This is a genomic window from Burkholderia sp. MSMB1835, from assembly GCF_001526365.1.
GTDB lineage: Bacteria > Pseudomonadota > Gammaproteobacteria > Burkholderiales > Burkholderiaceae > Burkholderia.
The window spans coordinates 308,112-328,573 of the sequence record NZ_LOYP01000018.1; the positions used below are offsets into that span (position 1 = coordinate 308,112).

Sequence of the window (20,462 nt, forward strand, 5' to 3'; positions counted from 1 at the left end):
GCTCGCGCTACGCGTCCGCCCACTTCCTCAACAGGTTGTGATAAATCCCGGTGAGCGAAATGACCACGGGGTCCTTCGCCCCTTTTTCGGCGGAAAGCGCCTGAATCTGCGTATCGAGCTGAAACAGCAGCGTGCGATCGCCATCGTCGCGCACCATGCTCTGAATCCAGAAGAACGACGCGACGCGCTCGCCGCGCGTCACCGGCGTCACGTGATGCAGGCTCGACGCCGGATACAGCACGAGATCGCCCGCCGGCAGCTTCGCGCGATGCACGCCGTACGTGTCTTCCACGCACAGCTCGCCGCCGTCGTACGCTTCGGGCTCCTCGAGAAACAGCGTCGCCGACAGGTCGCTGCGCACGCGGAAATCCGTGCCGCGCAGCAGCCGGATCGCGTTGTCCACGTGCGTGCCGAACGTTTCGCCGCCTTCATAGCGATTGAACAGCGGCGGAAACACCTTGAGCGGCAGCGCCGCCGAAAAGAACAGCGGATGGCGCGCGAGCGCGTCCTGGATCGCGTCGCCCACCGCGCGCGCGGCCGGCGAGCCTTCCGGCAATTGCCGGTTGCGTTTCGCGAGCGCCGACTGCGCGCCGGACGTCGCGTTGCCGTCGACCCATTCGGCGGCATCGAGCAGGTCGCGGCATTGCGCGACTTGCGACCGGGTCAGTACGCCGGGGATATGAAGCATCATGGTGCTGTTTCCATTGCGGGCGGCGCCAGTTGCACGGCCGCCGCCCGAAAAGCGTCGACCGGCGACTGTGCGAGATACGCGCGCATCTTCGCGATGAACGCGGGTGTCGCGGTGGCCGGCACGCGCGCGAGCCAGACGAGCGCTTCGTCGACGCGCCCGCGCTCCGCGAGCAGCCGCGCATAGTTGAACTGGCCGCGGAAGTCGCCGGCGACGGCGGCGCGGCGATAGTGGTCGAACGCGGCGTCGGTGTCGGCGGGTACGACCCAGCCGTCCTCGTAGAAGCCGCCGATCAGGTTGATCGATTTCGCATGGCCGAGCGCGGCCGCGCGGCGGAACCAGTCGAGCGCGTCGGCGCGGTTCTCGTCGACGCCGTTGCCGAGCGCAAGGGCAGTCGCGTAGTTGTACATGCCCCAGTCGAGGCCCGCGTGCGCAGCGAGCCGGTACCAGTACACGGCGACCGGCGCGCACGCGGCCGTGCCCCAGCCGAACTCGTAGCAGCGCCCGAGCATGTTCATCGCCATCGGATGGCCGGCCCGCGCCGCGTGCCGGAACCAGTTGAGCGCGGCGGCCGGGTCGCGTGCGACGCCGTGCCCGTCGAGCAGGTATTGCCCGTAGACGGCCTGCGCGTCGACGATGCCGTGGTCGGCCGCCGCCGCGACCCAGGCGGCGGCGCGCTCGGGCGGCCCGGCCAGGATGTCGGCGAACGCGCGCGGCGATACCGACGCGAGCGCCTTCAGCGATACGGCTTCCATCGATCAGTAGCGCGCGTTCAGCGTGACGAACGCCGAGCGGCCCGGGGCGATCGACGCATAGTGCGCCGGATACGCCTGATCGAAGTAGGTGCGGTTGAACAGGTTGTTCACGTTCAGTTGCAGGTCGAGCTTCTTGTTGATCCGGTACTGCGCCATCGCGTCGAAGCGCCAGTAAGACGGCACGGCGCGCTGGTTTGCGGGATCGCCGAACACTTCCGACATGTAGAACGCGCCGCCGCCGACCGTGAACTTCGGCGTGACGTCGTAGTTCGACCACATCGTGAGGCTGTGCTTCGGCGTGTTCGGGAAGCGGTTGCCGTCGTTCGCGGCGTCCTTGCCGTTGTCGCGCAGTTCGCTCTTCATGTACGTGTAGCCGCCGAACACCTGCCATTGCTTCGTGATCTGGCCGGCGAGGCCGAGCTCGAGACCCTGCACGCGTTTGTTGCCGACCATCGCGTACTGGTTGTTCGGCAGCGTCACGCGTGCGTTCGTCGTATCGATCTGGAACAGCGCGGCCGTCAGCGACAGCTTGTCGTTCAGCACGTTCCACTTCGTGCCGAGCTCGATGCTGCGATTCTTCTCGGGCGCCATCTGATCGGCGTTGGGCCCGACGCCGCCGCGGCCCGGCGTGAGCGATTGCGTTTCGCTGCCTTCGCCGAGCAGCATGCCGGCGGGCGTCGACGACGTCGCATACGACGCGTAGATGCTGCCGTTCTGCGCGGGCTTGAATACGAGGCCGGCCTGCCAGTTGAACAGCGTGTCGTCGCGCGTATAGGTCTTGCCGCCGTTGGCTGCGGTATCGGTGAAGCGGGTCGAGTAGTCGTCGACGCGTACGCCGGCGTTCACCTGCCAGCGCGGCGTGAGCTCGATCGTGTCGAAGCCGTAGATCGACTTCGTCGTCGTGCGCGCATGCGCGTAGTCGTTGTTGCGCGTGATCGACCCGGCCCACGGATCGTTCGGGTTCGGCGACCAGAGGCTCGTGCAGTTGTAGCCCGACGGCGCGCCGATGCCTTTCTGGCAGATCGTGCCCTTGTCGGTCGCGACCGTGTACGAATCGCGCTTGCCCCATTCGCGCGACAGCTCGATACCGGTCGTGAAGCTGTGCTTGAACGGGCCCGTACGGAATTCGCCGAACAGCTCGGTCAGGTTCGCGAGGCTGTTGATCGAGCTGTCGCGATTGTTGTTGCGGCGCCAGACCTTGCCGTTCACCACGTTGCCCTGGCTGTCGTCCGGCTGCGTCCAGATGTAGTCCTGCGTCGATTCCGTGTAGCGCGTGGTGTTGCGCACCGTGAGGTTCGGCGTGATGTCGTGCTCGATCTTGATCGTGCTGATGTCCGACGTGGTCTTGCGGAAGTCGCGGTCGATCAGGCCGTAGAAGTTGTGGCGATCGACGGGCGCCGGATAGATCGTGCCGACGTTCGCGGGCTTGTTCGACGTCGTGTAGAAGTACGGGATCCCGCCGTCGGGCATGTCGTCCGTCTGCAGGTGGTAGTAGCTCGCGGTCACGCGCGTCGGCGTGCCGAGGCCGAACGCGATCGACGGCGCGACGCCCCAGCGCTCGTTGTTGACGGCGTCGCGGCCGGCGACGTCGTTGTTGTGGCTCATCAGGTTCAGGCGGAACGCGGCGTGATCGGCGAACTGCCAGTTGCCGTCGGCGGTGAAGCGGCGATAGCGGTCGGTGCCGAGGCCCGCGCTCGCGGCGGCCGTCGTGCCGAGATGCGGGGCCTTCGTGATCAGGTTGATGCTGCCGCCGGCGCCGCCGCGGCCGCCGTACGCACCGTCGGAACCCTTGGTGATCTCGACGCGCTCGGTGTTGAAGATCTCGCGCGTGGTGGCGCCCGTGTCGCGCATGCCGTCGACGAACATGCTGCCCTGCGTGTCGTAGCCGCGGATGAACGGACGGTCGCCGAGCGGATTGCCGCCTTCGCCGGCGCCGAACGTGATGCCGGGCACCGTGCGCAGCGCTTCGGTCAGCGTTGCCGCGCCGCTGCTCTGGATCAGTTCCTGCGGGATCACGGTGACGGATTTCGGCGTATCGACGAGCGGCGCGGTGAATTTCGCGGAAGCGGAAAAGTCGGCCTTGTAGCTGTGCTCGGTCTTGCCCTGGATCTCGATCGGCGCGAGGTGGCCTTCGGTGCTGGCGGGCGCCGCGGGCGGCGTGCCGTCGGCGAACGCGGGGCTCGCGGCGAGCACGCTGCACAGGGTGGTGAATTTACCGAGCTTCAGCTCGTCGGGACGGGACTTCATGCGCTTCGACCTCGCGGTGTGGCCCCGGGACGCTGCGGAAATGTGCATGCCGCCGGGAATTATTACGATTTGTTTTCAGGCGGCATTCTATGTAATTTTTTGTTGAATGAGAAGCGTTCTTGTTATCGTTTGTAAGGGAATCGTTGACGAATGTTGCGGAGGGGTGGCGGCGGCTGGCCGGCGGAATTGGCCGATCGGCCGGGGCGAACGGCCGGGGCGAACGGCTTGATCGCGGCCACGCGCTAGTTGCGCCGTTCGAGACGATGGGGCTTCGAGCGATCGATCCGTGGGCGCGGTAGCTTCCGGTTGCCAGCCTCCGTCAACCGCGCCGAAACGAAAAACGCGCCGTGCAATGCGGCGCGTTTCGAACCGAGCGAGCGTGCCGGCTGCGCCAGCCAATGGCAGGCGGGCGCGACACGCCGGTGCGGCGTCAGTCGATGCCGTGAAACACGGCATCCTCCGGCCCGAGGTACGCGGGCGGGCGCCACGTCGCGTCGCGCATCGAATGCTGGACGAGATTCTCGACGCCGAGCAGCACCGCGAAGATCGCCATCCGCACCGGAATGCCGTTGTCGGTCTGCCGGAAGATCGCGAGACGCGGGTCGCGGTTCAGGTCGACCGACAGGTCGTTCGCGCCGGGCCGGCTGTCGCGCGGCAGCGGATGCATGATCAGCGTGTCGGGCTTGCACACCGAGTCGACGAGCGCCTGGTTGATCTGGAAATCCGGCGTGTAGCCTTCGAACGACTCGTCGGTGAAGCGCTCCTTCTGGATCCGCGTCGCGTAGACGACATCCGCGCCGCGCAGCCCGGCCGCGAGGTCGGTCGTCTGCTCGACCACATGGCCATTCGTCGCGATCTGGTCGACGATGTACGCCGGCATCTCGAGCGTCGGCGGCGACACGAGCGTGAACTTCAGCCCGCGGTACAGCGCGAGCAGCTTGACGAGCGAGTGCACGGTGCGGCCGTACTTCAGGTCGCCGACCAGCGCGATGTGCGCGCCGTCGACGATCTTGCCGAGCCGCGAAAACTCGCGCTGGATCGTATAGAGGTCGAGCAGCGCCTGACTCGGGTGCTCGCCGGGGCCGTCGCCGCCGTTGATCACCGGCAGGTTGGTCGCGCGTGCGAATTCGGCCACCGAGCCTTTTTCCGGATGACGGATCACGAGCGCGTCGACGTAGCCGGCCATCACGCGGCTCGTGTCGTAGATCGATTCGCCCTTGGCCATCGACGAGAACGTGAAGCCCGTCGTGTCGCACACCGAGCCGCCGAGCCGGCAGAAGGCCGCGCCGAACGACACGCGCGTACGCGTGCTGGCTTCGAAGAACAGGTTGCCGAGCACGGCGCCTTCGAGCACCCGCGAAATCTTGTGGCGTCGCGCGATCGGCTGCATGACGTCGGCCACGCGGAACAGCGCCTCGACCGAATCCCGCGAGAACTGGTCGACCGAGATCAATTGCGGCTTGCCTTCGAACAGGAATTGCTTCGCGAGCCCTTGTTTGTCTACGCTTTGCGTATAGTTTTCGCCATCCGGCGCCGAGCGTTCGACGATTTCCGACACGAAGCGCTCGACGATCTCCGGCATGCCGCGCGATTCCTGCGAATCGTCCGGAAGCAGCCAGGTATCCAGCGCACGCCGGCTGACGCCGATGCGATTCGCGAATGCCTCGCGGGTCATGTTGAGGCGGCGCATCGCGTCGCGGAGGAAGGCTTGCTGGGGGACGGTCATCGGCGGCTCCTGGGCGGAAAATATACGCGATGCGTATATTAGTGGGTGGCGCGATGAAGTCAAGAAAAATCTGCGAGCGCGCGTGGTGTGGCGCGCAGGACACTCGGCGAGGCCGTACTGGCGCGCGCCTCCGTATAATCAGGTCAGGCCCCGTGTCCGGCAGCGTGCCGGGCGCCACGCCAAAAACGATTCGCCCGGTCGGGCTTGTTGATTCGAAGGAGAATGAGAATGACGCGTACGATTGCTGCAATGCTGCTGGTGGTGACCGCCGCGCTCGCCGGTTGCAATACGGTCGCAGGCATGGGCCAGGACATCTCGAAGGGTGGCCAGGCGATCAGCGATTCGGCTGAAAAGGCGAAGTAAGCCGATCGGTTCCGGCATGCAGAAGGCGCCGGGCCTTTCCGCGATGGCGGGAAGGCCCGGCGCCTTTTTTTGCGCCCGACGTGGCGTCGGTAGCGTCAGGCGCGTTCCACGAACGCGTAGCGGCCTTCGACCTTGCGCGGCGTGAACCAGCCGAAGTCGGGGAACAACCGGTTGCGGACGAACCACACGTAACCGACGAGCACGGCCGTGATCGCGAGGCTCGGCAGCGCGGACGACGGATCGCGCCCGAGATCGGCGACGGTCTTCGGCATCTGCAGCAGCGACAGCACGATGAACGCGTGATACGCGCCGACACGATGGGTCGCGAAGCCCCAGATGAACAGCAGCGACAGCGGCACGGTCAACGCAAGGAAGACGGTGACGAGGACGCCGCCGGCGCCGGACGCGAAGAAGTAGTACGCAAGCATCAGGCTGATGACCAACTGGGCGACGCCGAGGCCGATCAGGATCCGGATGTGCACCTTGTTCTTGCGGCAGCGTTCGGGGTCCGGCCGCGACGCGATCAGCTGCGCGAGCACGCGATCCTTGAGCCCCTGTCCGGACAGTTCGGCCAGCGCGTCGGCCTTCCTCGTTCCCGCGGATAGCAGCACCGCGATTCTTGTTTTGGCTTCCTTCCTGTTCATTGCGTGGGGATTGTTGTTCGATGGTTGTCAAAGGGCCCGGCCACGCGAATATTGCATCTTGCGCAGGCGCGCGCAACGGTTTTGCGGTGCGCGGACACATTCCTACAGTCGCCGGCCGTGTCGCGCGAAGGCGGGATCGACCGGCGACGCGACGGGAGGGGCCGCCGCCGTTTCCGCGGGCGCGATGAACGCGAGTCAGTCGGTGGCGGTCCGCGCGGCGAGCGTCGTGCGTGATTCGACGGGCCGCTCGCGCCGTCGCGTCGCGCCGACGAGCATGCCGGCGACGACGAGCGCGATGCCCGCGACGCGCGTGCCGGTCAGCGTTTCGCCGAACAGGACGACCGCGAACAGCACGGCCGAAACCGGCGCGACCGCCGTGAAGAGGGCCGCCTCGGTGCCGCTCGTGCGCGCCGAACCCGCATACCAGCACAGGTAGCCGAGCACGGTCGGAATCAACGCGTAGTACGCGATCGCCGACACCGCGCCGACGGTCCAGCCGCTCGCCAGCGCATGCCATTCGAACGCGGCCGGCACGAGTGCGAGCACGAAGCCGAGGCCCGACATCGCGGTGGAAAGCGCGAGCGGCGGCAACGGCGCGGCGAGCCGCCGGTTGAGCAGGATGAAGACCGCTTCGCATGCGACGGCCGCCAGCACCAGCGCATCGCCGGCAAGCGTCTGGAGCGACGGCATCGCGTGGCCCGGCGCGAACGTGACGAACAGCACGCCGGCCGTGGCGAGCGCGGCGGCCAGCCAGTCGCGCGGCGTCTGCCGCTCGCGCAGCACGACGGCCGCGATCAGCGTCGACATCGCCGGCAGCGTGCCGAGCATCACGCCCGCATCGAGCGGCGACGACAGCTTCGTGCCGCTGATCAGCAGCACCGTGTAGCCGACGCCGCCCGCCGCGGCCTGGATGACGAGCAGCACGGCGTCGCGTGCGCAAATGCGCGGCCAGCGCATGCGCTGCGCGTGCATCAGCGCGAGCAGCAGCGGGGTCGCGATCAGGAAGCGCAGCGCGGTGGCCGCGAACGGCGGCAGGCCACCGGCCGCGAGACGGCTCGCGATGACGGTGCTGCCGACGCCTGCCATCGCGGCGGCGAGATAGAGATAGCCGATCAGTCGTGTCTTCATGCGCCGCATCGTCGCGCACCGGCTGGCGCGCGTCTTGAACGAAATTGCAGCGCGGAGGGGTGTCGATGCGGTGTGCCGTCGATGTGGACGGACGCAATGGGGCGCGGCTGCCGTCGGCGCGGCAATCGCCTGCGAACGCAGGGCGCTCGACGGCCTCGAACTGCGCGGGCGACAGCGTGACTCAACCCGCCTGCGTGAACCGCCCCGGCGTGATCCCGAACTGGCGCGCGAACGCGCGCGTCAGGTGGCTCTGATCCGCAAAGCCGGCCTCGGCCGCGGCCTCGGCGATCGGCAGGCCGCCGGCCAGCAGCGCACGCGCGAGCCGCGTGCGCTGCTGAACCAGATAGGCATGCGGCGTGATGCCGAGCTCGCGCGCGAAGCCGCGCAGCAACTGGAAGCGGCTGACGCCGCTCAGGTCGGCCAGCTCGGCGAGCGACACGGCGGCGTTCGGCGCTGCGTCGAGCCGCTCGCGGGCGACGCGGACCGCCGGCGCGACGCCCGCCGCCGGCAGCGGGCGGTTGGCGTGCCGGGCGAGCAAACCGGCGACGAGCATCACGAGCGCTTCGTCGCGAGCCAGCGGCTGGGTTTCGCCTGCGACGATGCGCGCATGCAGCCGGCCGACCGCGGCGGCGAGCCGTGCGTCGCGCACGGCCGGGTGCGCAAGCTCGACGCCGCCGAGGCCTTCTTCCGCCGCGACGCCCGCGACCAGCGCGGGGGCGAGGTACAGCATCCGCCAGCGCCGGCCGGCGCCGGCCTCGAGCGGCGAGCCGTCGTGCATCTCGCCGGGGTTGACCATGATCGCGTCGCCGGCCAGCGCGTCGACTTGCCCGCAGCCGCTCCACGACCGGTGCGCACCGCTGACGATTACGCCGACCCCGAATTCGTCGTGCGCGTGGCGCGGAAACGCGCGATCGGATTCGAGGCTGATTGCCTCGATGCCTTCATCGCTGCGTCGGTAATGGATGACACGGTGCATGTGCGCTCCTCGCGCCGGTCGCGGCGCGGATCACGTGCACTCTAGCGCGTTCCGGCGCCGCGCGCCCTTCATCCTTTTGGCGGATACCGCGCGGCGCACGCCGCCCGCACCATGTGCGCATGAGCAGCGTACACGGCCCGCCGGGCCTGAAGCTGCGCGGGAGACGGCAGGTGGAACGACAGGATCCGGTATTCATTCAGGTGGGCGCACTGGCGGACGGCTTCGCGCCGGAAGCGAACGTCCTCGCACCCGTCGACGCGCTCGTCGGGCGGACGCTGGCGCTCGGCGACGCAGCGGGCGTGTGGCGCGTCCATACGTTCGAGCCGGGCGCGCTGCAGTGGCGCGATCCGGCGAACGATGCCGGCGGCCGCGCGCCGTGCCGCGTGACGCGGCTGCGCGACGGCCTGTACTTCGTCGACTACATCGATGCCACCGCTCGCGCGACATCGGTGAGTCTCGTGATCGATCTCGACACCGGCGTGTGGACGTCGGTCGTCGGGACCCTGCCGACGGAAGCCGACACGCGCATCGATGCGTTCACGCGCGTCGCGCGCGGGCTGCCGTTGACGGCCGTCGATGCGCAATTCCGGCACGGCACGCTCGGTGGCCATGCCCGGCCGGGGCCGCTGCATGCGCCCACGCGCGAGCTGATCGGCAAGCGGACGATGTACCGCTACAGCCCGACCGAATGCTACGAGCACATCTATCTGAACGAGAATTTCTACGCATGGCAGTGCCTGCAGGGCGTCGAACGCGGGCTGGCCGACGTCGACCGCTGTCATTACTTCAGGATCGCGGACGAGCTGTATCTGTTCGTGTGGCGCGAAAAGGTGGTGCCGACGCTCGGCGTCGTGCTGATCGATCTCGCGCAGCGCAAGACCGACGGCAAGATCTTCGGCTATCAGGGCGGCGATTTCGGCACGCTGTCGAATTTCCCGATCGGCGCTTACGCGCAGGTGCTGAACGAAACCGTGCACCCGCTCGGCGGCGAGGGGCAGCGATGACTGCCGTGCCGGGCAGCGGCCGCGTACGTGCGGACTTCAGCGGGCGTGTCGTGCTCGTCACGGGCGCCGCGCAAGGGATCGGCGCGGCGATCGCCCGCCGCTTCGCGGAATCCGACGCGTTCGTCGCGCTCGCCGACCTGAACGGCGACGCGGCAGCCGCGCAGGCCGACGCGCTGGCCGGTACGGGCGGCACGGCACGCGCGTATCGGGTCGATGCCGCGCGCCGGGATGAACTGGCTGCGCTCGTGGCGGCAGTCGAGCGCGACGGCGGCCGGCTCGATGTCGTCGTCCACAATGCCGCGTATTTTCCGTTGACGCCGTTCGCACGGATCGACGAACCGACGCTCGAGCGCACGCTGTCGGTCAACCTGTCGGCGCTGTTCTGGCTCGCGCAGGCCGCGCTGCCGGCGTTCGAGCGCGCAGGGGCCGGGCGGCTGCTCGTCACGTCGTCGGTGACGGGGCCGCGCGTCGCCTATCCGGGGCTTGCGCATTACGCGGCGTCGAAGGCCGGCGTGAACGGCTTCATTCGGGCGGCGGCGCTCGAGCTGGCGCGCCGCAACGTGACGGTCAACGGCGTCGAACCGGGGATGATCCGCACGCCGGCGGCAGGCAATCTCGGCGACGCGTCGGTCGCGGCGCAAATCGCGCGCGACATTCCGCTGGCACGGATGGGCGAGCCGGAGGACATCGCGAACGCAATGCTGTTTCTCGCATCGGCCGACGCGGCGTACATCACCGGGCAGACGATCGTCGTCGACGGCGGGGCGACCTTGCCGGAGAGCGGGGCGGTGCTGGGGGACGGGTAGCGGTGGGCCGGCGAGGCGGTGGTTGCGGCGAGGCCGCGCCGGCGTCGGCGTGCGGCCGGCGCGATGCGGCGCCGTGCCGGCCGCTGCCGCGCCTACAGCCAGCCGTTGCGGATGAATTCGACGATCGAATAGCGACGTTGCTCGAGATCGTGCTGCCGCACGGCCTCGACGATGCGCGATACGCCGTCCGCATAGGGCGTCGCACCGGATACGCGCGATTCGAACTGCAGGCTGCATGCGCCGTCGTCGATGCGTATCCGGTGAACCGCATGGCGGCCGAGCTGATCGTCGGGGATGCCGAATTCGCTGCGCTGCACGGCCGGGTCGCGCACGGAGCGGATGGCGGCCGGCTGCACGCCAAGTGCCTGGGCGATGCCGACGGCCGTGCCGGGGACGGACGTCTTGCCGGCCTGATGCGACTCGGTCACGCTGATTGCGCAGTCGCGAAACAGGTGGCCGCTGGTTTCCAGCATGCTCATGAACTTGAGCATCAGGATGTTCGTGTTCGGACACAGCACGACCGGAAAGCCGTACGTCCCGGTTTCGAGGTCGGAGCCGGTCGACAACTCGACGAGCGGCGACGCCGTGGCCTGGCAGAACGCGATCGCCGCGGCGAGTTCGCGGCCGGAGCCGGCATGGACGACGATCGATCGGGCGTCGGTCCGCGTGCCGTCCGACCACGGCATCACGCGACAGGTGGCCGGGTCGAGCTGGTGCGAGCCGAGCAGCTCGTGGGCGAGCTTGCCGGTTCCGATGACGAGTACTTGCATGGGATTGACGGGTTGAGGTTCGGGATGCGAGAGCCGGCGGCGACACGGGCCGTCGGGCAGGCCGGCCCGGCTGTCGTGCCGCGCGCCGCGCGTGGCGGGCATCGCGCATTATGCCCGGCCGTCCGACTGCGCGCTTGTCGGGCTTCGCCGGCGATGCACGGGCTTGCGATCCGTCTCGCGATGCCGCCGCCGGCCGGTGCCCGATAATCACGGCGAAACGACGGCCCAACCGTATCGCCGCACCCTCGTCGCCGGGCGCACGAACGCGTGAACGGCGCTACGCTGTCGGCATTTGATCCAATCACCCTCGATCCAGGAGAAACACATCGATGGAACACGACCTGAAAGGCAAGGCAGTCGCGATCACCGGCGGCTTCGGTCATCTGGGCATCGCGACGGCCGCGTGGCTCGGCGAGCGCGGCGCACGCGTCGCGCTGATCGGCCGCGGCGCGGCCCCGGCGGCGCAGGCGCTGCCCGGCGTGCCGGCCGATGCGCTGCGCATCGGCGGCATCGATCTCGTCGATCCGCAGGCCGCCGTGCGGGCGCTCGAAACGGTCAACCGCGAATTCGGCCGCGTCGACGCGCTGCTGAACATCGCCGGTGCATTCACGTGGCAGACGATCGCCGACGGCGACGCCGCCACGTGGGACCGCATGTACGAACTGAACGTGAAGACGGCGCTGAACGCGTCGAAGGCCGCGCTGCCGTACCTGGCGGTGAGCCGGGCCGGCCGCATCGTCAACATCGGCGCGGGCGCGGCATTCAAGGCCGGCGCGGGGATGGGCGCGTATGCGGCCGCGAAGGCGGGTGTCGCGCGGCTCACCGAGGCGCTGGCGGCGGAACTGCTCGATCGCGGCGTGACCGTGAACGCGCTGCTGCCGAGCATCATCGACACGCCGCCGAACCGCAAGGACATGCCCGACGCCGACTTCTCGCGCTGGGTGCGACCCGAACAGCTTGCGGCGACGATCGGATTCCTGCTGTCGGACGATGCGCAGGCGATCACCGGTGCGTCGATTCCGGTGAGCGGGCGCGTCGCGTAGCGCGCTGGCGAGGGGCTCGCCGAGGGCGGCCGTGCGTACAACGTCGCACCGGATTGCGCGTCCCGAGACCGTCACTCAGCCCGCCATCCTGATCGTTGACCGGCGCGCGATCTCACGTGGACCCCGATGCTTTTCACGCGGCCGTCCCAGGACGACGAAACCGCGCCAGCGGAATCTCGGCGATGGCTGCGATCTCGATCAGCAGGCCGGGATGGTAAAGACGCGCGATCTGGACGGTCGTCGTCACCGGATAAGGTTCGGCGAAGTAGGTCCTGCGGATGTCGCCGGTCTGCATGAACGCATCGATGTCGGTGGCGTAATGGACGAGCGAGATCACGTCGCGCATCTGCCCGCCCAGTGCGGCCAGCACGTCGCGGATGTTGTCGAGGGTTTGCCGAACCTGGGCGCGCATGTCGCCGGCGCCGGCTACCTGCCCGTCGCGGTCGAGCGCGACCTGTCCCTTCAGATGCACGATCCGGCCATCGCCCTGGATCACGGCCATCGAGAACGCGCCGAACGGCGCCCAGACTTCCGGTGGATTCACGGCTTCGGCCATCGCGCAGCTCCTGTGGAACGGAAAATGGGGCGAACGCAGCGGCGCGCGGTGCCCGACGAATGCGCCATGACGGACGCGTTCGTCGTCGCCCGTCCGGCCTGCCGAACGCGGCGGCGGCCCGGATCGCCCTATACTGAATACTCCACATTACCGGACCACGCCGTGCCGAACCAAGCTTCCGGAGATTCGTCCGTCGACGATCCCCGTCCGACCCCGCCTATCCAACCCGAACTGGAAGACTGCTGCAACAGCGGCTGCTCGCCATGCGTCTTCGACCTGTACGACGAGGCGCTCGCGCGCTATCGCGTCGAGCTGGCCGAATGGGAGGCGCGGCAGGCGCAGCGCGAGCCTCACCGATGAGCCGGAGGCCGGCGCACCGCCGCGCCGCGCATGCGCCGCGTTCGTTTTACGCGCCTCGATCGACGGTACGGATTCCGTCGCGTGTCAGCGGTCACGCATCCGCATGCAGCCGCCGATGCAGCGGCCCGAGCGCCGTCGACAGCGCAATGCAGACCAGCAACACGACCGTCAGCGTGAACATCGACGTCCTGAATCCCTGCACGTAATCGAGTGCGGCCGGATGCACGCCGAGCCGCGCGAAGAACACGCCGCCGATCGTCGCGGCGCCGACCGCCGCGCCGATCTGCAGCATCGCGCTGACCATCCCCGACGCGACACCCGCGCGGGCCGCATCGACTTCCGCGAGCACGATCCGCACGACTGACGGCAGCACGAGCCCTTGCCCGATGCCGATCGCCGCGATGCCCGCATAGAAGCCGGGGCCCGGCGCGCCGTCGCGGGCGAGGGCGGCGGCGCTCGCGACGCCGGCCGCGAGCATCGCGAAGCCGAGCGTGAGCACGCGATAGCCGCCGAAGCGGGCGACGAGGCGCGGCATCAGCAGCGGGCTCGCGAGGAAGCCGAGCCCGAGCGGCAGGATCGCGAACCCGGACGCGAGCGGCGACCAGTTCAGGCAGCCCTGCAGATAGATCCCGTAGCTCAGGAAGAACGCGCTCAGCATGTAGAACAGGAACGCGAGCAGCAGCCCGAGCGCGACGACCGGGTTGCGGAACAGACGCACGTCGAGCAGCGGATCGTGGCCGCGCGCGAGCCGGCGCGCTTCGATCGTCAGCAGCGCGCCCAGCATCGGCAGCGCGCCGACGCCGCACGCGATCATCCACAGCGGCCAGCCGGCTTCGCGACCGTGCGTGAGCGGGTACACGAGCATCAGCAGGAACAGCGACATCAGCACCGTGCCCGGCACGTCGATGCGCTGGCCGCGCGGCGCGCGGTTTTCCGGAATGAAGCGCCAACTGCCGATCAGCGCCAGGATGCCGATCGGCAGATTGACGAGGAAGATCGCACGCCAGCCGAGCCCGAACGGATGCAGGCTGATCAGTGCGCCGCCGCCGAGCTGGCCGATCACGGCCGCGAGGCCGAACGCGAACCCGTAGAAGCCCATCACGCGCACCTGCTCCTGCGGGCTGAACACGCTGCGGATCGTCGCGAGCACCTGCGGCGCGAGGATCGCGGCGAACAGGCCCTGCAGCACGCGGCCGCCGACGAGCACCGTGCCGTTGCCGGCGAGCCCGCACAGCGTCGACGCGAGCACGAAGCCGGCCATGCCGATCATGAACATGCGTTTGCGTCCGTACAGGTCGCCGAGGCGCCCGCCGGTGATCTGGACGACCGCGTTCGCGCACGCATAGGCCGACACGACGAGTTGCAACTCGGCCTGACGTGCGCCGATGCCGTCGCGAATGGCCGGGAGCGCGAGGTTCACGATGAAGTAGTCGAGCGGCGGCAGAATGGCGCCGACCAGCAGGACCACGAGCGCCCAGCCGTGGTGGCTGCGCGGCGTCGCGGCAGCGGCGCCGGCCGGCGCGCAGGGGGCAAGGGTGTTGTTCGTCATGGAAACAGGATTCGAAAAAATGAGGGCCCGATGGATGAGGAACCCAGGCAGGCCGTTGCCCCATTATTCTGAGCATCGGTCATGGTTCGGAAAAGCGGGAAAGAGTGGTAGCATCCATCGGGTTAATCGATGGATAAGGAATGACGATGCGCGGTTTCGATCTGGATCAGTTGCGCACTTTCGCGGCAGTCGCGGATGCCGGCAGCCTGACCGCCGCCGCGCCGCTGCTGCACCTGTCGCAATCGACGGTCAGCGAGCAGGTGCGCAAGCTCGAATCGCGCGCCGGCGTGCCGTTGTTCGTGCGCAGCAAGCGCGGCGTCGAGCCGACGCCGGCCGGCTCGCGGCTGCTGCAGCACGCGCGACGCATCGTCGCGTTGAACGAGGCGGCGTTCGACGAGCTGCGCGGGCAGGCGATCAAGGGCGAACTGCGCGTCGCGATCACCGACTATTACCGCACGAACGAAGTGGCGGGCATGCTGGCGCGGCTGCGCGAGTGTTACCCGCAGTTGAGCCTGCACGTGAGCGCGATGAAGAGCGCCGATATCGAGGCGGCGCACGCGCGCGGGCAGATCGATCTCGGCGTCGTGATGAACATGTCGAGCGGGCCGTTTCGGCCGGCGTCGGCCGACACGCGCTGGGTGCTGCGGCGCGAACCGCTGTCGTGGGTCGCGTCGCCCGCGCTCGCCGAACAGTTGCCCGAACCGCTGCCGCTGGTGCTGCTGCCGGACGACTGCATGATGCATCAGGTCGCGGTGCGCTCGCTCGACGAACGGCACACGCCGTACGTGCTCGTGCACAGCGCGTCGGGTGTCGCGGGCTTGCAGTCGATGCTCGCGGCGGGGCTCGGGGTCGGCTGCCTGTGCGCGTCGGCGATCGGCGACGGCCTGATGCGGCTCGGCACGAAATACCGGCTGCCGCCTTTGCCCGATGCGGTGTTTTCGCTGACGCCGCCGCTGCCGGGCGAGCGCGAGACTGTCACCCAGGCGCGCGAGGTGCTGTCGCGTCAGCTGCTGATGTAACACCATGCCGCGCGTCGCCGGCGGGCGCGCCAGGGGGCTACGGGCATGAACGACGACGAACTGAAGAACCAGATGGCCGCGAAGCTGCAGCATGCGCTGGAGCGCGTGGTCGACGAGCGCTCGCTGGTCCACTTCCTGCGGGTGCTCGGCCATGACTGGCGCACGGAGCGGCAGCTCGAGGCCGATGCGCCGCTGTCGCCGTATGCCCACGCGGCGCTCGGCTGGGAAAACCGTTCGATCGGCGAATACCTGGAAGCGATGATCGACTGGGCCGAGGCATCGGAGGAGGGCTTGGGCTGCTACGACATGCCCGACAACCCGTGGCGGCGCATCGCCGACATCCTGTTCGCCGGGAAAACCCACGAATGACGCGGCTCGCGCGATTCACGCACGCCGCTTTCTACTCGGCGACTTCATCGTCCGCGGACGCATACGCACGCAACCCGTTGGCCAGTGCATCGAACACGGCCCGGCAGCGCGGGCTCGTCCGCAGGTCTTCGTGCATCACGACCCAGGTTTCCAGCCGCATCGCGGGCCCGCCCGGCAGCACGCGCACGAGCCGCGCGTCGCGTTTCGCGAGCGCCGTCTGGCAGAAGCCGATCCCGTAGCCGGCACGGATCATCGCGAGCTGCGCGAGATTGCTGTCGGTGCGCAGCGCGAACGCGTCGCGCTTCCACATCGGCATTGCGCGCCCCGCGGAACGAATGAACGGCGTGACCGTATCGAAGCCGATCAGCGCGTGATGCGCGAGCGCGTCGATCGTCGCGGGCGCGCCGTGGTGCGCCAGGTAATCGTCGCGCGCGTACAGCCCGACCTCGATTTCGCCGACGCGCCGCGCGACGAGCGCATCCTGCGCGGGCGGCGCCATCCGGACCGCGATATCGGCCTCGCGCTTCAGCACGTCCTGGATGCGGTCGGTCGGCACCAGTTCGATCACGAGCCCCGGATGGTCGCGTCGCAATTGCGCGAGCATCGGCGGCAGCACCTCGACGGCGATCACGTCGCTGGCCGAGAGCCGCACGATGCCGCGCACGCCGGCGCCGTGGCTGGCGGCCGCACGCTCGAACGCGGCCGCCGCGCTGCGCAGCGCCTCCGCATGGCCGCGCAGCGCGAGCGCGGCCTCGGTCGGCAGCAGGCCCGACGGCGAGCGCGTGAACAGCGTCTGGCCGAACGCCGCTTCGAGCGCCGCGACATGGCGGCCGGCCGTCGGCTGCGTGATGCCGAGCGCGCGCGCCGCGCCGGACAGCGAGCCTTCCGTCAGTACCGCCAGGAAGGTGCGGTAGCGTTCCCAGTTCAGATCGGTGGTCATGCATAAATGTATAGTCGATCTGTCGGGTTAGGCAATTCCTTGATAGCCTGCGGCGCGCCAGAATGCGTGTCGTGATGGTTCCATTCAAGGGGAGCGGCAATGGCGAAGAACGCAGGCGGGACGCAACGGCTGGCACTCGTGCTCGGCGCGAGCGGCGGAATCGGCGGGGAGGTCGCGCGGCAGTTGTGCGATGCGGGCTGGCAGGTGCGTGCGCTCAAGCGCGGGCTCGATGCCGAGGTCGTGGCGCGCGACGGCATCGCGTGGGTGCGCGGCGACGCGCTGGATCGAGATGCGGTGGGGCGCGCCGCACGCGGTTGCAGCGTGATCGTGCATGCGGTGAACCCGCCCGGATACCGGAACTGGGCCACGCAGGTGTTGCCGATGATCGACAACACGATCGCGGCGGCGCGGGCCGCGCAGGCGACCGTCGTGCTGCCGGGCACGGTCTACAACTTCGGCGCCGATGCGTTTCCGGTGCTGCGGGAAGATGCGCCGCAGCATCCGGCGACCCGCAAGGGCGCGATCCGCGTCGAGCTGGAGCGGCGGCTGCAGGACGCCAGCGCGCACGGCGTGCGGGCAATCGTCGTGCGCGCCGGCGATTTCTTCGGGCCGCAGCTCGGCAACAGCTGGTTTTCCCAGGGGTTGGTCAAGCCGGGGCGGCCCGTCGCGACCGTCCGCGTGCCGAGCCGCGGCGTCGGCCATCAGTGGGCGTATGTGCCCGACGTGGCCCGCGTGATGGTCGAGTTGATCGAGCGGCGCGAGACGCTGGAGCCGTTCGCGCGATTTCATCTGGGCGGGCATTGGGACGAAGACGGCATGCAGATGGCGCAGGCCGTGCAACGCGTCGCGCAGCGGCACGGCATGCGGCCGGCGCTGCGCGATTTCCCGTGGTGGCTCGTGTGGGCAGCCGCGCCGTTCGTCACGACGCTGCGCGAATTGCTCGAGATGCGTTACCTGTGGCGCGAACCGATCCGGATGGACAACGCGCGCGTGACCGCGGTGCTCGGCCGCGAGCCGGTGACGCCGCTCGATACCGCGGTGGAGGCGACGCTGGCGGGGCTCGGGTGTCTCGGGTGAGCACGGGCGGGCAGCCCGGGCTGCGCCCGTGCACGGCAACGCGTCACGGCGAACCCGAGAACGCCCGGGACCACAATTCTCCACATACCCGCGTGCGTCCGATGCGCATCATGTCGATCGACACAGATCAGGCGGAAACGGGGGCGCGATGCGGTATTTCGGATGGAAAATGTCGGTTGCGGGGGCAATCGTGTTCACACTGAGCGGGTGTACGAACCTGGCCGGTGTGCTGTATTGCGACAACTCGCAGTTCAACTTCCCGGACTACCACTGCTTCGAGTCGTACAGGTAGGAACGGGCGCGACGGCTGAAAGCCGTCGTGCCCGTGTTCCATGCGCTTTTCCGCTCGCCGTTACGCGACGACCGGCAACACCTCGACCGCATACCGGTGCCGCAAGCTGCGTCGGAGCACCGGATCGTGCAACTCCATCTCGAATGCATCGCCGTCGTTCATCGCCGCGATCGCGCCGTGCACGGCGACCGTGCCGCCGTACATCGCGCAGCGTGCGGGCATCGTGCGGCGATCGTCGAACCGCTGCCACAGCACGTCGGGCGCGAGCAGGCCGCTGACCGCGCCGTGCTGGTACGCCACCCGTTCGCCATCGCGCGCAATCAGCCACGAACGCATCTCGAGCGTATCCCAGTGATCGGCGACATCCGCATAACGCCACGCGTCGCGGCCGAGCGGCTTCGCGCACACCTGCTTCGACACGGCGACGCCGTACGCTTCGACTTCGCGATCCGTGTGATCGGAGCCGACCGTGACCAGCGTGCCGGCCGGGCTGTCGACCAGCACGCATTCGATTTCGCCGCCCGAGCGTGCGCCGAGCACGCCGATCGACGGCGCCTGCGTGAGCAGCGCGGACGACACGCGATAGAAGCACGGCGTGGTCGACGGCGGTGCGACGCCGAGCGCCGCGAGTTCGTCGATGTGCGCGCGGATCGCGGCCGGGTCGCGGCCGGCCCAGCCGGCGATCACGACGCGTTCGACGTCGGCGGCGACGGCGGCCGGCGTGCCTGGCGGGGAAATCACGTTGAACGACAGGGTTGGCATGCGGCTATCCGTTTGAAGTGCGAAGGAGTGAATCGGGGAGCGGCTGCGCTCAATCCTCGAGCGGCCGGTGCGCGGTCTCGCGCGCGGCGACGAGTGCGATCGACGTGACGACGAGCGCGGCCGTGACGTACAGCGACACGGCCGTCGTCGTGCCCGTCTGCCGGAACAGCGCGGCGATCACGAGCGGCGCGAAGCCGCCGCCGACGATGCCGGCGAGCGTGTACGCGAGCGACGCGCCCGCATAGCGCACGCGCGTCGGGAACTGTTCGGTCACGAACGCGCCTTGCGGGCCGTACATCACCGCATGGATCACGAGGCCGATCGCGACGGCCGCGACGATCGCCGCGGGGCGCGCCGAATCGAGCAACGCGAAGAACGCGAACGCCCAGACGATGCCGGCGAGCGCGCCGGCGAGATACACGGGCCGACGGCCGAAACGGTCCGACAATGCGCCGAAGAACGGCACCGCGAGCGCGTTGCAGGCCGTGCCGATCATCACGGCCGTCAGCGCCACGGGGCGCGACAGGTGCAGCACGGTCGTCACGTAGGTCAGCGTGAACACGACGATCAGCGCATACAGCACGTCCGAGCCGATCCGCGAGCCGCCCGCGATCAGCAGGCGCTTCCAGTGGTACTTCAGCACGTCGGCGACGGGCACGTCGGCGGTCGCGTGCGATTCGGCGAGCTGCTCGAACTGCGGCGTTTCGTCGACGCCGCGCCGCAGCCAGAAGCCGAACACGACGAGCAGCGCGCTGGCCGCGAACGGCAGGCGCCAGCCCCACGACAGGAACGCGTCGGACGTGGTGGACAGCGTGACGAGCGCGATGCAGCCGGTGCCGAGCAGCGTGCCGAACGACGGGCCGATCTGCGTCCACGACGCGGACAGCCCGCGCCGTTTCTGGTCGCCGTGCTCGACCGACAGCAGCACCGCGCCGGCCCATTCGCCGCCGAGCGCGACGCCCTGCACGAAACGCAGCGCGACGAGCAGGATCGGGCTCAGGATGCCGGCCTGCGCGTAGGTCGGCAGCGCGCCCATCAGCGCGGTCGTCACGCCCATCAGCACGAGCGTGAGCATCAGCACCGCGCGGCGGCCGATGCGGTCGCCGAGGTTGCCGAACACGAAGCCGCCGAGCGGGCGCGACACGTAGCCGACCGCATAGGTCGAGAACGCGAGGATCGTGCCGGCCAGCGGATCGACCGACGGAAAGAACAGATGGTTGAAAACGAGCGCGGCGAGCGTGTTGTAGATCGTGAAGTCGTACCACTCGAGCGACGTGCCGATCATGCTCGCGGTCGCGAGTCGGCTGTTGCGGACACGGCGGGGCGCGTGGGCGGCGGGCTGGACGAGAGTGCTCATGGTATCGGGCAGGTCGTGACGGATGACGGGA

General features: G+C 69.0%; 21 protein-coding genes. 8 read left to right on the forward strand and 13 right to left on the reverse strand.

Going from position 1 to position 20,462, the window contains the following annotated elements; genetic code table 11:
* Positions 1-7: 7 nt before the first annotated feature.
* The 4 genes from WS96_RS09180 to WS96_RS09195 form a co-directional block, all read right to left on the reverse strand.
* Positions 8-691, reverse strand: coding sequence for a Fe2+-dependent dioxygenase (locus WS96_RS09180; RefSeq protein ID WP_059832047.1), 684 nt, complete (start codon positions 689-691; stop codon positions 8-10).
* Positions 688-1,443, reverse strand: a complete 756-nt coding sequence (locus WS96_RS09185) for a tetratricopeptide repeat protein (RefSeq protein WP_059832049.1) — start codon at positions 1,441-1,443, stop codon at positions 688-690. The genes WS96_RS09180 and WS96_RS09185 overlap by 4 nt, the downstream gene beginning before the upstream one ends.
* 3 nt (positions 1,444-1,446) lie before the next feature.
* Entirely contained in the window at positions 1,447-3,690 is a 2,244-nt protein-coding gene (locus WS96_RS09190; protein ID WP_059832051.1) for a TonB-dependent receptor, read from the reverse strand.
* Positions 3,691-4,120: 430 nt separating this feature from the next.
* Positions 4,121-5,416, reverse strand: a complete 1,296-nt coding sequence (locus tag WS96_RS09195) for an aspartate carbamoyltransferase (RefSeq protein WP_006485851.1) — start codon at positions 5,414-5,416, stop codon at positions 4,121-4,123.
* Positions 5,417-5,644: 228 nt separating this feature from the next.
* Between WS96_RS09195 and WS96_RS09200 the strand changes: the two genes are divergently transcribed.
* Complete coding sequence (locus WS96_RS09200) at positions 5,645-5,779, forward strand: entericidin A/B family lipoprotein (protein ID WP_034204471.1); 135 nt, start codon at positions 5,645-5,647, stop codon at positions 5,777-5,779.
* A gap of 95 nt (positions 5,780-5,874) precedes the next feature.
* Here WS96_RS09200 and WS96_RS09205 read toward each other — a convergent pair whose 3' ends face one another.
* The 3 genes from WS96_RS09205 to WS96_RS09215 all read right to left on the reverse strand — a co-directional run bounded on the left by WS96_RS09205 (position 5,875) and on the right by WS96_RS09215 (position 8,527).
* On the reverse strand, positions 5,875-6,423 hold the full coding sequence (locus tag WS96_RS09205) for a hypothetical protein (RefSeq protein WP_059832053.1): 549 nt from the start codon (positions 6,421-6,423) through the stop codon (positions 5,875-5,877).
* Between the two features lie 195 nt (positions 6,424-6,618).
* A complete protein-coding gene (locus WS96_RS09210) occupies positions 6,619-7,551 on the reverse strand; it encodes a DMT family transporter (RefSeq protein ID WP_059832157.1) in 933 nt (310 codons plus the stop codon).
* Positions 7,552-7,732: 181 nt separating this feature from the next.
* Entirely contained in the window at positions 7,733-8,527 is a 795-nt protein-coding gene (locus tag WS96_RS09215) for a helix-turn-helix transcriptional regulator (protein WP_059832054.1), read from the reverse strand.
* Positions 8,528-8,697: 170 nt separating this feature from the next.
* Between WS96_RS09215 and WS96_RS09220 the strand changes: the two genes are divergently transcribed.
* Both WS96_RS09220 and WS96_RS09225 read left to right on the forward strand, forming a co-directional pair.
* Positions 8,698-9,531 (forward strand): molybdenum cofactor biosynthesis F family protein, encoded by an 834-nt coding sequence (locus tag WS96_RS09220; protein ID WP_059832156.1) that lies wholly within the window; start codon positions 8,698-8,700, stop codon positions 9,529-9,531.
* Positions 9,528-10,337, forward strand: a complete 810-nt coding sequence (locus WS96_RS09225) for an SDR family oxidoreductase (RefSeq protein ID WP_059832056.1) — start codon at positions 9,528-9,530, stop codon at positions 10,335-10,337. Before WS96_RS09220 ends, WS96_RS09225 begins: the two co-directional genes overlap by 4 nt.
* A gap of 92 nt (positions 10,338-10,429) precedes the next feature.
* On the opposite strand, the gene WS96_RS09230 is transcribed toward WS96_RS09225, so the two are convergent.
* Positions 10,430-11,107, reverse strand: a complete 678-nt coding sequence (locus WS96_RS09230) for a dihydrodipicolinate reductase C-terminal domain-containing protein (RefSeq protein WP_059832058.1) — start codon at positions 11,105-11,107, stop codon at positions 10,430-10,432.
* Positions 11,108-11,436: 329 nt separating this feature from the next.
* Between WS96_RS09230 and WS96_RS09235 the strand changes: the two genes are divergently transcribed.
* Complete coding sequence (locus tag WS96_RS09235) at positions 11,437-12,150, forward strand: SDR family NAD(P)-dependent oxidoreductase (protein ID WP_059832060.1); 714 nt, start codon at positions 11,437-11,439, stop codon at positions 12,148-12,150.
* 133 nt (positions 12,151-12,283) lie between these two features.
* Here the strand turns inward: WS96_RS09235 and WS96_RS09240 are convergent, their stop codons facing one another.
* Positions 12,284-12,706 carry a RidA family protein gene (locus WS96_RS09240; protein WP_059832064.1) on the reverse strand — a complete coding sequence of 141 codons (423 nt, stop codon included), beginning with the start codon at positions 12,704-12,706 and terminating at the stop codon, positions 12,284-12,286.
* Between the two features lie 162 nt (positions 12,707-12,868).
* Here WS96_RS09240 and WS96_RS32115 point away from each other — a divergent pair, with 162 nt between their 5' ends.
* Positions 12,869-13,066: an oxidoreductase-like domain-containing protein gene (locus WS96_RS32115; protein WP_082720231.1), complete on the forward strand. Its 198-nt coding sequence runs from the start codon at positions 12,869-12,871 to the stop codon at positions 13,064-13,066.
* Positions 13,067-13,157: 91 nt separating this feature from the next.
* Here WS96_RS32115 and WS96_RS09245 read toward each other — a convergent pair whose 3' ends face one another.
* The gene (locus tag WS96_RS09245; RefSeq protein WP_059832066.1) at positions 13,158-14,615 is read right to left on the reverse strand and encodes an MFS transporter; all 1,458 of its coding nucleotides are present in this window, start codon (positions 14,613-14,615) and stop codon (positions 13,158-13,160) included.
* A 146-nt stretch (positions 14,616-14,761) separates the two neighbouring features.
* On the opposite strand from WS96_RS09245, the gene WS96_RS09250 reads away from it, so the two are divergent.
* Both WS96_RS09250 and WS96_RS09255 read left to right on the forward strand, forming a co-directional pair.
* The gene (locus WS96_RS09250; RefSeq protein ID WP_059502813.1) at positions 14,762-15,634 is read left to right on the forward strand and encodes a LysR family transcriptional regulator; all 873 of its coding nucleotides are present in this window, start codon (positions 14,762-14,764) and stop codon (positions 15,632-15,634) included.
* A gap of 45 nt (positions 15,635-15,679) precedes the next feature.
* Positions 15,680-16,003: a DUF7660 family protein gene (locus WS96_RS09255; protein WP_059823133.1), complete on the forward strand. Its 324-nt coding sequence runs from the start codon at positions 15,680-15,682 to the stop codon at positions 16,001-16,003.
* Positions 16,004-16,034: 31 nt separating this feature from the next.
* On the opposite strand, the gene WS96_RS09260 is transcribed toward WS96_RS09255, so the two are convergent.
* Complete coding sequence (locus WS96_RS09260) at positions 16,035-16,943, reverse strand: LysR family transcriptional regulator (protein ID WP_059832068.1); 909 nt, start codon at positions 16,941-16,943, stop codon at positions 16,035-16,037.
* Between the two features lie 99 nt (positions 16,944-17,042).
* On the opposite strand from WS96_RS09260, the gene WS96_RS09265 reads away from it, so the two are divergent.
* Positions 17,043-18,020: an NAD-dependent epimerase/dehydratase family protein gene (locus tag WS96_RS09265; RefSeq protein ID WP_059832070.1), complete on the forward strand. Its 978-nt coding sequence runs from the start codon at positions 17,043-17,045 to the stop codon at positions 18,018-18,020.
* Positions 18,021-18,372: 352 nt separating this feature from the next.
* Here the strand turns inward: WS96_RS09265 and WS96_RS09270 are convergent, their stop codons facing one another.
* Both WS96_RS09270 and WS96_RS09275 read right to left on the reverse strand, forming a co-directional pair.
* Positions 18,373-19,074, reverse strand: coding sequence for a DUF2848 domain-containing protein (locus WS96_RS09270; RefSeq protein WP_059832072.1), 702 nt, complete (start codon positions 19,072-19,074; stop codon positions 18,373-18,375).
* Between the two features lie 49 nt (positions 19,075-19,123).
* Positions 19,124-20,431 (reverse strand): MFS transporter, encoded by a 1,308-nt coding sequence (locus WS96_RS09275; RefSeq protein ID WP_373557876.1) that lies wholly within the window; start codon positions 20,429-20,431, stop codon positions 19,124-19,126.
* Positions 20,432-20,462 lie beyond the last annotated feature (31 nt).